The organism is Nanoarchaeota archaeon (assembly GCA_018897155.1).
In the GTDB taxonomy this organism is placed as follows: Archaea; EX4484-52; EX4484-52; order EX4484-52; family LFW-46; genus LFW-46.
On record JAHILE010000055.1, the window covers coordinates 17,248 to 28,804 of the forward strand.

The following is an 11,557-nucleotide window of genomic DNA, read 5'->3' on the forward strand; positions in this document are numbered from 1 at the left end:
AAAAAATTATACTGAGAATTGAAATAAGTGCGCGCCTGCGCGAGTTTAGCGGAGAATCCGAGAATCGACCATCATTATCACTCTTTTCTATTGTGTGCAAAAGAATATAAATGTTTGCGCGGCAGGTTACATTAGATGGTGGTGACATGAACTATAAAGATAAATGCAATGGCGATTCAGACCAATATACAATAACTGCATTGAACACAAAGAATGAACTCATAGATGTGATCGTTTCAAAGTGCAAACATTGCGATGAGACTGTTCCTGTAGTGGGGATATGTCCTGATTGTCGGACCGTATATGAGCATGTAAAGACCGTGGAGAATCCTGAGACGGGGTTTATACACTTTGTTTACGAGTGCTTACTGTGCCCGCCCGGGAAAAGGAAAGCTCAGAAAATAATCCGGGTAACTGACGGCAACTCAAATGCGAACACGAGGGATGACCTTATCAAGAATTTCCTTTGAATTCTTTTAAAATCATCATTTGTCTATTTTTATGTTGTTCCTAAATGGTTATTTAAACCTTTAAGCATAGTTATTCTTGTGAGTTGATGACAGACATCTTCAACTATGTAGTGTTTTCTGAACCTCTTGATTCGGGCCTAAAAGCAGTTTTTGACGATAGTGCGTTAGGTTATGATGAATGCGGCAAAAAATACACCCTAATGGAAAAGAAAGCATTTATAAACTATATAGAATTGATTATATCTAATTTTAATATGATTGGGTGTTCTTTATTGGAGTTTGCCAATGTTCCGGAGATTATAAAGATCATAAAAATGGAGTACCCCCCTTGGTTGCCTAATCATCAATTAGATTATAATACAGAGGAATCACATCAGTGTATATATGAGCATGTATTAAATCCGGGCGGATCCACTATAGATTTGCGTAATTATTGTGCGCGTAGACCGGATATAAAATTGGACTCTGACGGAGTACCAAAAAATCAGGGAGTTGATTTAACGCGTTCCACATCACTTAAATCCGTAGCTGTTGCTGTTAATCAGATGGCTTCTTTTGAAAATGATTCCTTGTATGAAAATCGTGTGGAGAGTCCGGCGTCTCTTAGAGAACTTTCTCAAAATGATGGGCTGAAATATTATTATCCCGGCAAATATAACGCATTATGTGAGGCTGTCATGCAAGTGGATTATCTTAAATTTACTTTAGATTGCGCTAAAAATTTCGATGAGAGCAAATACGTATTTTTCATAGATGGTAATCGAATACCAACAATTTTGCCAACTAATGAATTTTATAGCAAATATTTGCTTGGCAAAAGCGAGGATACTTGCTTTTCTTAGAATGCGATCTATTGTATTTGTTTTTCCATCGGAAGCAAAGCTATTTCTATCTGAAGTATGGGGGATGTTTATCAGTCTCCATTGGAAATAAAGGTTCTTTTAACCAACTCCAAGAAACAACTACAGAGGAAACACACCCCATTAAAATCAATGGCAGTAATTGTAGATGTTATAGAATATATTTGAAGAAATATACATGCGAGAAACAAAACATATATATACTCTTGTGCACAAAAGAAAAGTATAACTTTAGTTTAACATTTTTGGTTTTAGATTAGTGTTTTCAACCAATAGTTGAAAATCTTCAAGCCATTGGCGAGATGATTTAAAATCACAATTCGTTGGCGCGATTTGCAATGTTGAACACATTTTGTTTCAAAAATATATTTGCTTAAAATCTTTGGCGAGATTTTAATCAGATTGTTGGTAAGTTTTTTGGCATTTTCAAGCTTGTCTTGAAAAGTTTTCCACGGAGTGGAATAAACTTAATTGATTTGGCAATCAATTGAAGTTAGATTTTCTGTTGTATTAGTTTTAACTTTGTTGCTCAAACAAACTTGGCGGTTCATTCGAGTTGTTCTGTTGTAAGGAATACTTATACTTTGGCATAGATATACTTTTCGTTTGTGTATCGTATATATTGAACAATATACAACAATACAGAAATTGCCTAAAAGAACAGGCAATTTCTGTCTTTTTCAGTTTGGAATCGCAGCAAGCACAAATTCAAACTGAAAAATAAACGAACTAATGCAGGCAAAAAACTATGTGATAACAACAGAGTTGAATGGCGAACACTTCCCAAATGTTCCTTTTGGATCGCGCGCATCAAAAAAAGCGATTCAAAAATTCAAGTCATTGGCATCAGGGCAAAAAATAATAATTTATAATTCATAGTATGCGTGCAAATGAAAAGTAAATTTGTGCAGAAGCTCAAGGTACTAAGGTAAGACGGGGATTTAAATGGAATCTATCATACAAAGGGCAGTGTCAAATCAGGCAAGTAAGAGCGCACTTAGCAATAAGTCGCTGGACGAATTCGTCGGCTCAACCGATGCCAAAATAATGGTTGTCGGATGCGGCGGCATGGGAACAAACGCAATTAACCGGCTAGCGGCTGTAGGCGTTGTGGGCGCAGAGACAATTGCGCTTAACACGGATATGAAGCATCTAAAGACCATAAACGCAGACAGGAAAATCCTTATCGGCCAGGAACTCACAAAGGGTCTTGGAGCAGGAGGATACCCGAATGTCGGAAAACAGGCTGCTGAAGAGTCTATCAATGAAATAAGGGAAGCTCTTCGCGGAACAGACATGGTGTTTCTTATCGCAGGTATGGGCGGCGGGACAGGAACAGGATGCGCGCCAGTTGTAGCTGAAGTCGCAAAGGCGCAGGGTGCAATCGTCATTGGTGTATGCACCATGCCATTCAAAATAGAGGGCGCAAGAATTCACAAAGCAGAGGACGGCCTTGCAAAGCTAAGGCAGCACTGCGACACAGCAATAGTTATTGAAAACGACAAGCTTGTCGAAATCGCGGGAAACATGCCGCTGCAGCAGGCATTCGCGGTGGCAGACGAGATTATCGTGACAATGATAAAAGGAATTACCGAGACAATATCAACTCCGTCTCTTGTCAACCTCGACTACGCTGACGTAAAAGCGATAATGAAAAACGGCGGTGTGGCAATGATTGGAGTTGCGGAATCCTCAAGCGCAGCACGTGCACGTGAAGCAGTGGAGAAAGCCATGGCAAACCCGCTTCTTGATGTGGACTACAAGGGCGCAACAGGAGCATTGGTGCACATAACCGGAGGAAGCGATCTAAAGCTCGAGGAGATTACGGAAATCGGCGAATATGTCGCAAGAAACCTCGACGCAGGAGCTCAGACAATCTGGGGGGCGAGAATCGACGACAATATGAAAGGTGCGCTAAGAGTGATTACAATAATCACTGGTGTGCGCTCGCAATATGTCCTTGGTCCTCAGTCTGCTGAAACTACAAAAGTTTCCTCAGGCATGACCAGCACATTAAACACTCTAGGAATCTCAGTAATACGATAAGAGATAAAGCAATTGAAGACAGTTCATGAAAATCCTTTCGCAAGCTTTGCTTGCTCTAGGCTTTTTGGGTTACGCCCAAAAGCTTGCCGCGAAAGCGGCATGATTTGAGGACTTAATGTCCTCAAAATCCTTACGGATTTTCAAGCTTTTGAAAGTCATCTCGTTCGCTTTGCGAACTCGAAGCTTTTCAAGTTCTTTTGAACTTGAAAATCTTGCTCTGCAATTTATTGCGAAGTTTCGGCTTTCAAAATAACACTGCCTTCTTACATACCTTAAAATCTGCCAAATAAAAGCAGGGGCCAAAAAACATGCGCTTCTTTTGAAGGACAGCATCGGATTTTGGCTCCGCGTTATTTTCAGTTTGGGTCTATATTCCGTAGCTTTCTGCGGTTCATCCAAACTGAAAAGATAGAAATTGCCTACGACAATTTCTTTATCTTTTTTAATTTACGTAGTTCATATTTTCTTAGGCGTATTCCAATGGATTTATTAGAATATCTTGGTGTGCGTAGAACTCCGGAAAAGAATTATGAAACACTTGGAATAATTGCTGATTGTGGAACTAAAACTAGGAGCGATATCAGGATATTATTGAGCAATAAAGAGCGTTATATATCATAATACCTTCTCTGCAAGAATTCTATTTTCTTTAGCATTTGGATATTTTTCAACTTCTGTGAAATAGAAGCCATATTTGACAAGATATGTTAGCATCTCGCGCCGGTTGTTGCGCGTTTTTATCCGAATTTTTTTGTAGCCTCGCGCCTTTGCCCAGGATTCCAGATAATCCATCAGCGCGGCAAGAATACCCTTTTCTCTGAACTGCAGCGCAACGCCGGCCATCCAGCAGTAGAATGATCCATCTTTAAATCGGTCATATCCCACAAGATAGCCCGCAGGCTTATTTTCAAAATATGCGGCAATGATCAAGTTTTCCTTTCCTTTGTATCTGTCCGCAAAATATTCTTCTGTGCGCGACCTTTCATCAAATTCCGGAATCGTAAGATTAACCTTTACCGCTTCTTCAATCGGAACTTCTTTAACAAGAATTTTATTTTTTGCCGGCATTTTATTCATATCTATCCCCAGACATAAACGCGCACTTCTTTTGGCGAGAAAGTTGTTTCATTTCCTGACATGATGTATCCGACTGTTATTATATTTATGTTTTCTTCCGGCTTTTCAAGCTCAAGGGACTCGACGAGCAAGAGGCTGTAAGAAATTTTCGCGTCATTTGTAGTGTTTATCATCAGGGAGTTCTCTCCGGTTTGGGTGGCTGATGATATGTCCAATATTTCTTCGTTTCCGGAATAATCTCCGGAATGCTGTTTAAGAAGCGTGCCGTTAATGTATATTGACGGATCTGAGGCATTTATGTAATTGACGGAAATGGTTGCCGAATCAAGCGCGCCTTTATCCGCAGTATAATTTATGTATTCCGGCGCGCCGGGTTTAGGGTATATCGTTCCGTGGCTTATGTTTGATTTTGACATTCCGACAGTGAATTTCAGAGGGGTTTTAAGCGTGCTGTTGAGCTCCGATTTTATTCCTGAAAGATTTTCGGCAGCGGCAAGGTTTCTAAGCGTTCCTGCACTATCCATTGCGGAAAGGCCGTCATAAACATGTGCGCGAATGTTTTCTGTTTTGCTGTTTGCAGTATTTATATGCGGCATGACAAAAACAAGAAAGCCGGTGACCATCATAAATGCGATTGTCGCTTCAAGCGTATGCAGAAGGCCTTTTCTATTTTCCTTAATTTTTTTCAGAACTCCTTTTTGCATTGCGCGCCCAATATCCATTAATTACCATCTCCAATCCACAGCGCGATGTTCATGTATGTTTTAGTTATGTTTCCAAGCCGCCCTATGAGTGTCATCGGCCTGCTTACTACGATTACATCACGGTCGTCAGGTATTGTCCCGCCGATGCTTGTTGTTTTGTTCTCGATGGTTATGTTGTAGCTGATTCCGCTTCCAATACGCTGCTGTATCTCAGAGCGTGTCAGTGACGCAAGTTCCTCTATTCTTTTGTCGGCAATTCCGTTTATCAGGGCAGGCAGGCCTATCAGAGTTGCCGGCGGATTCAAATACATGTTCTTTTCGGCAAGCGATGTTTCATATGTTCCCGGATGCACGTATATTTCGAATTCGGTTACGTTGTACAGCCGTATTTCCTTATGCGTTGTGTTGTAGACTGACACGTTTAGATCCTTTCCGATTATCGTTACTGTTCTTGTTCCGGTATATATTGAAGTCATGTTCAGGATATTGCTGAATTGTTCTCCGGAGCCGTTGAATGTGTTTTCGCTGTCATTATAATAATTTGTGAATGTTGAATTCAGGTTGATAACCGGGCTGAAGCTATGGTTTGAGTAGACAACTATTTTTGAAAGCTGGTCGTATATTTTTAGGAATACGCCGTTTGCATAATCTATTTTTGCGACAGTCGGATATAGCGTAACATTTGGCAGGCCGTAAGTAAGCAGGTCTATGCCTTCTTCAAGCAGTTCAGAATCATTCAGCTCCAGCGAAGATATTCCGTTTGGGGAAAATACCACATTGATGAGTGAATTCACCACCCAAAGCTCAGAAGAATTTCGCGTTATTTCGAAATATATATCTTTTGTAGTTGTGTTTCCAAAGCTGTCGTTTGCCCACACATTTACGCTCCAGTTTCCGAGGCGCGCGAATCGCGTCCTTGTGAAATTATATTCATACATTGTTCCGTTTTCTATCGAAGATATGTTTGCCATTGGCGCCAGGTATATTCGCGTGCCATTAAGAGGGCTTCTTATTGTTACTAGTGCAGTGTCAATATCTTCGGCTCCGGAAGAGTCGGTTATGTTCGCGCGGATCATTACCACATCAGTTCTGTTGAACATAATAGCATATTCAATATTCAAACCATTTACGTGATATGTGCCAAGAGATATTATTTTTGGCGCCTGGTCAAGGCAGCAAATTTTGTCGCTGTAATAGTCCGGTGTCCCAATATGCGAATCAGTGCTGTTAAATACTGAGAAAATTGCGGTTTCATTTTCGCCGCATGCCGGCTTTTTTGAGCACCTAACATGCGGCGTGACGCATAACGTGTAATTGAAATTTCCGTTGGAATATAATTCTACGTGCGTATCGTTTGCATCATAAAGCGCAGCGATTCCTTCTTCATTCGCAAGACAGTTTGCCCTTAAGGAAAGGCTGCCTCTAAGAGTTGCCGACTTCAGATCACAGCATGCTGAGTAGCCATAGTATCCGCACTGCGCGATATGTGAGTCGTTAAGAGAATATGATGAAAACATGCAGATTTCTTTGCCAATACAGCCGCTGCTTCTCATAGAGCACGTCATTGCTTCCGCAGAGCGGCTTAATGCAAGTAGTAAGAAAATGCATAAGAACACGCGGAAATGAAATCGCATATTATTTATATTGTGGCGCTGTTATTTATATAACTATGATTTTTTTGGCCCGATGAATAAAAAACTAAATATGTTTATATATGTTTATATATCTTAGACGCCATTATATTTTCATGGCACTGCAAAAGCGTTCCGGAAGCATCGCGAGGCTATTTTTCTTTGTATTGATACTGGTCATAGTTGGCGGCTTTATGGTTCTAAAAACATCATCAGCTACGGCATCCAATACAAAAGCAGCCGAAGGCGTAAAGACGCTGTATGAGCTGGCCAATCCAGGCACATCTTTTGAGGTTGTGGCTGTAACTGAGGAAAGCGGAGTCTATAAGGTTCTTCTGAAATCCACTGGATCTGGCGGAACAACATATCATGATGTTTATGTCACAAAAGACGGAAAGCTATTATCGCCCGGCGTTATACTTGTGGAGAATTCAACAAAGCAGCTTGAAAAAATGAATGGTTTTGTTGACTGTCTTAAGGAAAAGAATGTGATGATTTTCGGCGTTCTGAACAGCTCTTTCTCTCCGCAGGGCGCGGCAACAACAAGCCTTCAATTGCAGGCGCTTGGAATGTATTCCGGAAAAATCTATGTGAGCTGCGACGGCCCGAACCTGCAGGCATGCGTAAATGCCGGAATTACCGAAGTTCCGTCAGTTGTTTACGAGAACAAGGCATATAGCGGCGCAAAGGATATCGCATGGTTCGAGCAGCTTAGCGGATGCAAATTCTAAATGGCGGCGCTATAAATTATATATGTGCGAAAGACCATATTATAATCATCTATGTTTAACAGAGCCATTATTGGGAGAGTGGCGGGGTTCGCAAGGGGTATGAATCTGTTAGCAGTTTTTCTATTTTTTCTGATGTTCTTTACACCTGCAGAAGCCGCAAATACTCAAGGCCACCCGTTTTCCCAGATTTATTATATTGATACAAATTTCAATATGTCCGCGTATAACATTACGAATGTGAGCTATGTTGGCGTTGGCATTAGCTCTCCGGCTTATCCTTTGGATGTTGCTGGAGCCGGGAGAATAACCAACAATCTTTATGTCGGAGGAACTCTCGGCGTAGGAACGATTTCTCCGCAAAACGCGCTTAATGTCATCGGCGACATAAATGCGACAGGAAATATTTATGGAACTTTGGGTTCAGGCACCGTAAATACGACATCCATTATTGATTCGGCAGTTACTGACGCGAAAATTTCGGAAGTCAACTGGATAAAGCTTCAGAATTATCCTTCAGCATGTGGCTCCGGCAAAGTGGTTCAGGGAATAGATGATACGCTGGCATGCGTCAATATAAGCGAACTTGTTGAAACTGTTGGAAATGTTTCTGGTTCGGGTAGTTTAGATTACATCCCTGTCTGGACTGGCGCAGAAACTCTTGGCAATAGTTTTATTTATCAGTCCGGCGGGCTTTTATACACGACAACAGGAATTGTTGTTGGCGGCACCATTGATTTGAACGATAGTTACAGCATTATTAACGCGACTTATGTAAATGCCACAAATATTTATGCCGGAGGCAATGCAGTTCTTACTACGGCAACAATATTTGGAGGTAATGTTAGTGGAACCTATAGTAACGCACAGCTTGCATTAAATTCTGTCGGGGCGAGCCAGATAATAAACGGATCAATAGATTCAAGCAAGCTTGTGCCTGACTTGAACCTTGCATGGGCTAATCTTACAAATTTCCCTGCAAACTGTTCGGCAGGCCAAGTTGCTACTGGATTCAACGACACCCATATAATATGCACTTCATCGGGAACTGGTGAGATTGGAGGGATCGGCACTCTGAATTATCTGGCCAAATTCACAGAAAATCAGGCTATTGGCAATTCTGCAGTCTATGAAGAAAACGGCCTTGTCGGAATAGGCGTTGCAGTATCGCTAACCAATCCGCTGAATATTAATGCAAGCGCATCCGGAAGCTCTATTGCATTGATTGGCAGGGCGTCGGACAATGCATCGTCTATTGATTTTTTAGACAGTGCGAGAACATCTGCGATTTCAATTAAACGCAACGGCACTGCTCTTGGAATAACCGGCGGTAATGTGGGTGTCGGGACAATGACACCGAATTCAACGCTGCATGTTGCAGGCAATATTACAGTAACGCCGGATTCTGATGTGTGTATAGATGGCGGAAATTGTTTAAGCAGCAGGGTTGCGTCAATTTTTTATAATAAGACCGCTACTACTTACACAGGTAGTTTGAGTTATAGCAGTTTAACCGGTTATAAAGCGGGTGATGCCATTTGCAATGCAGAATTTTCAGGCACTCATTTATGCAGTATGGCGGAAATATCATTTACAATAGCTACGCAGAATTTGAGTTCAATATCTGGATGGGCTGGTGAAGCATGGATTGCAACAGGTCCTGCGAAATATTCTCCGGCATCGCTGCCAGTTAATGATTGCAACGGGTTTACACATGGCGCTGCAGGAAGCTATCTTGGCAATTGGTGGTCATTCGATCAATCAACAGGCGGAGTAGGCAAGACAGGACAATGCGGCAATACGTTACGTTTGGGGTGCTGTAAATGAAATCAGGGGCAATAATTAAGATGCTGCTATTTACCATTTTAATTGTATTAATGAGTAATGATGCTGATGCCGCAATATATGTAAAAGACCACGGAAATTGTCCTGCAAGTTATCAATCTCAGGATTGTACGGGTGTTAATAAAGCATGCGGTTATACAAGCAGCGTATTGTATTGCGATGATCCAGCTACAATAAATAGCACAGTGCCTGGAATTACGGGCACTTCAAATACCACCCCTTATAATTCCAGTCTTGGCGGCGGTTATATTATTGATTGCGTAAAAAACGCAGCAACTTGTACTCCGTGGTTCTGCCAGAGCGATAGCTCGTGCTATAATAATCATCAAAAAACAAATTGTACTGCAGGAGCACACACATCCACTTGCGATACCAGCTGCGTCAGCAGCAGTTATGCAAATTGCAATGGCGGTTGGGGTGATGGCTGTGAGGTCAACGTGCTTGTGGATGGATGCTCTGCGATTGGCCAGCTTGACGGCAATAATACTGTTAATTCCAGTTGCGAATGCCAGTGCAAGACAAATTATTATGATTGCGACGCAAGTGGTGTGGGTTCCGGCAACGGCTGTGAAATTCATGATGGCGATGCATGTACTGGTGCTGGAGGATTGCCGGGAAACTGGAGCGGATGCAGCTGTGTTGTGGCTCCGCAGCACCACATTACAGGTACCCCTGCCAGCTATAGTTCAATAGCCCCTAATTTGTGGTCCGTACAGTACGGCACAGGATCATTATTAAATCTGACGAGTATGGCCTATAATGCGACTTTGAGTGTAAATGGCAGTGGATGTCTCTTTTTTAACGATTCGTCATCATTATGCACCGCTCCGACTATCAATGGTCAGGTTAAGGGTATCGGTTCTACAGGCAATGTTGCGTGGTGGAAAAACAGTACGGACATAACATATGATTCAGTCGATAATTTTTATTGGGATTCGGTAAATCACCGGCTTGGCATAGGCACTAATATACCACAGCAAAAATTAGATGTGATAGGAAACCTTAATGTAACCGGAATAGTATATGAGGGCGGCATCGCTTTGTCCGGCCTGTATCTCGGCATTTCAGACACTGCCGCAGATTCAATTAAGCTTAACGGACAGTTGAGTACGTATTATCTTAATGCAACAACCCTTTTTAGCGGAAATGTGACTGGGAATCAAACTAATCTTCAGCTTGAGCCGGGCTCTGTAGGAACGCCTCAAATATTGGACGGCGCAATAACTTCTGCAAAGATTGCGTCAGATTTAAACCTCGGATGGGCGAATCTTACTAATTATCCCCTAAACTGTTCGGCAGGCCAAGTTGCTACTGGATTCAACGACACCCATATAATATGCACTTTGGCAGGAACCGGCGATATTCTGGGAACAGGTGCGCCAAATTATTTAGCTAAGTTTACTTTAGCACAAACTATCGGGAGTTCCACCATGTATGAGGAAAACGGCCTTGTCGGAATAGGCGTTGCAGTATCGCTAACCGATCCGCTGAATATTAATGCAAGCGCATCCGGAAGCTCTATTGCATTGATTGGCAGGGCGTCGGACAATATGTCGACTATTGCTTTTTTTGACAGTGCGAGAACATCTGCAGTGTCAATTAATCGTAACGGTAATGCTCTTGGAATAACCGGCGGAAATGTCGGAGTTGGAACAACAACGCCTCAGAGTTCATTTGAAGTTGCGGGAACATTTAATGCATCCTCAAATAACGGCACATTGCTTTTGAGTTCAGAAGGGGATGTAAAAGTGGGTGTATAGACAACTATATATAGGATAAATACTAATGTATGATTGCAGGAGCTGATAATTGATGAGGGTAACTGGTTTTATAAATAAAAAACATCCGGGTTCTCTGAATTATTTTGCTTCTAAAATTATGGTGCTTTTTTTATTTGCTATTTTATTTTCATCTACTGCTCAGGCAAGAAGCTTCATAGTTTCAAATAACTCTCAACTGTCTCAGAATTTTCTTGTTGTCAACGGCTCCACAGGCTACACCGGAATAGGTACTGGCACTCCGCTATATCCTTTGGATATTGTCGGTGACATTCGTTGGAGCAGTAACCTTACCGGCGGTGCAGTTCCATGGGCAAGACTTACGGAATTTCCCGATGCATGTCCTGCTGGTGAAGCAGTTCAGACTATTGGCGGAACTTTGAGTTGCATTAAATTGAACTCCACAAGCGGAAATACG

General features: G+C 41.9%; 11 protein-coding genes. 8 read left to right on the forward strand and 3 right to left on the reverse strand.

The annotated features are described in order from the left end of the window. Positions 1-146 precede the first annotated feature (146 nt). From KKB09_07410 to KKB09_07425, 4 genes are all read left to right on the forward strand, one after another. Positions 147-470, forward strand: coding sequence for a hypothetical protein (locus tag KKB09_07410; GenBank protein MBU4301013.1), 324 nt, complete (start codon positions 147-149; stop codon positions 468-470). Positions 471-556: 86 nt separating this feature from the next. Further along, on the forward strand, positions 557-1,312 hold the full coding sequence (locus tag KKB09_07415) for a hypothetical protein (protein MBU4301014.1): 756 nt from the start codon (positions 557-559) through the stop codon (positions 1,310-1,312). 963 nt (positions 1,313-2,275) lie between these two features. After that, on the forward strand, positions 2,276-3,376 hold the full coding sequence (gene ftsZ, locus KKB09_07420) for a cell division protein FtsZ (protein MBU4301015.1): 1,101 nt from the start codon (positions 2,276-2,278) through the stop codon (positions 3,374-3,376). Between the two features lie 480 nt (positions 3,377-3,856). Continuing rightward, positions 3,857-3,997: a hypothetical protein gene (locus tag KKB09_07425; GenBank protein ID MBU4301016.1), complete on the forward strand. Its 141-nt coding sequence runs from the start codon at positions 3,857-3,859 to the stop codon at positions 3,995-3,997. Here KKB09_07425 and KKB09_07430 read toward each other — a convergent pair. The 3 genes from KKB09_07430 to KKB09_07440 are packed head-to-tail and all read right to left on the reverse strand — an operon-like array spanning position 3,992 to position 6,710. Then, a complete protein-coding gene (locus KKB09_07430; GenBank protein ID MBU4301017.1) occupies positions 3,992-4,453 on the reverse strand; it encodes a GNAT family N-acetyltransferase in 462 nt (153 codons plus the stop codon). The two genes, KKB09_07425 and KKB09_07430, sit on opposite strands and share 6 nt — an antisense overlap. Positions 4,454-4,455: 2 nt before the next feature. Beyond that, positions 4,456-5,175 carry a hypothetical protein gene (locus KKB09_07435; protein ID MBU4301018.1) on the reverse strand — a complete coding sequence of 240 codons (720 nt, stop codon included), beginning with the start codon at positions 5,173-5,175 and terminating at the stop codon, positions 4,456-4,458. After that, positions 5,175-6,710 (reverse strand): hypothetical protein, encoded by a 1,536-nt coding sequence (locus KKB09_07440; GenBank protein ID MBU4301019.1) that lies wholly within the window; start codon positions 6,708-6,710, stop codon positions 5,175-5,177. The genes KKB09_07435 and KKB09_07440 overlap by 1 nt, the downstream gene beginning before the upstream one ends. A 194-nt stretch (positions 6,711-6,904) precedes the next feature. Between KKB09_07440 and KKB09_07445 the strand changes: the two genes are divergently transcribed. The 4 genes from KKB09_07445 to KKB09_07460 all read left to right on the forward strand — a co-directional run. Next, on the forward strand, positions 6,905-7,519 hold the full coding sequence (locus tag KKB09_07445) for a hypothetical protein (GenBank protein ID MBU4301020.1): 615 nt from the start codon (positions 6,905-6,907) through the stop codon (positions 7,517-7,519). Between the two features lie 99 nt (positions 7,520-7,618). Then, a complete protein-coding gene (locus KKB09_07450; protein ID MBU4301021.1) occupies positions 7,619-9,343 on the forward strand; it encodes a hypothetical protein in 1,725 nt (574 codons plus the stop codon). Further along, positions 9,340-11,121 (forward strand): hypothetical protein, encoded by a 1,782-nt coding sequence (locus KKB09_07455; protein ID MBU4301022.1) that lies wholly within the window; start codon positions 9,340-9,342, stop codon positions 11,119-11,121. The genes KKB09_07450 and KKB09_07455 overlap by 4 nt, the downstream gene beginning before the upstream one ends. A 118-nt stretch (positions 11,122-11,239) precedes the next feature. Then, the coding region (locus tag KKB09_07460; protein MBU4301023.1) for a hypothetical protein at positions 11,240-11,557 on the forward strand (318 nt) is incomplete at its 3' end.

What these genes read in the sequence shown, in the direction of transcription:
- KKB09_07435 (MBU4301018.1), bottom strand. Translation starts at nt 5,175, where the DNA reads ATGGATATTGGGCGCGCAATGCAAAAAGGAGTTCTGAAAAAAATTAAG.
- KKB09_07445 (MBU4301020.1), top strand. Translation starts at nt 6,905, where the DNA reads ATGGCACTGCAAAAGCGTTCCGGAAGCATCGCGAGGCTATTTTTCTTT.
- KKB09_07415 (MBU4301014.1), top strand. Translation starts at nt 557, where the DNA reads ATGACAGACATCTTCAACTATGTAGTGTTTTCTGAACCTCTTGATTCG.
- KKB09_07440 (MBU4301019.1), bottom strand. Translation starts at nt 6,710, where the DNA reads ATGAGAAGCAGCGGCTGTATTGGCAAAGAAATCTGCATGTTTTCATCA.
- KKB09_07410 (MBU4301013.1), top strand. Translation starts at nt 147, where the DNA reads ATGAACTATAAAGATAAATGCAATGGCGATTCAGACCAATATACAATA.
- KKB09_07430 (MBU4301017.1), bottom strand. Translation starts at nt 4,453, where the DNA reads ATGAATAAAATGCCGGCAAAAAATAAAATTCTTGTTAAAGAAGTTCCG.
- KKB09_07455 (MBU4301022.1), top strand. Translation starts at nt 9,340, where the DNA reads ATGAAATCAGGGGCAATAATTAAGATGCTGCTATTTACCATTTTAATT.
- ftsZ (MBU4301015.1), top strand. Translation starts at nt 2,276, where the DNA reads ATGGAATCTATCATACAAAGGGCAGTGTCAAATCAGGCAAGTAAGAGC.
- KKB09_07425 (MBU4301016.1), top strand. Translation starts at nt 3,857, where the DNA reads ATGGATTTATTAGAATATCTTGGTGTGCGTAGAACTCCGGAAAAGAAT.
- KKB09_07450 (MBU4301021.1), top strand. Translation starts at nt 7,619, where the DNA reads ATGAATCTGTTAGCAGTTTTTCTATTTTTTCTGATGTTCTTTACACCT.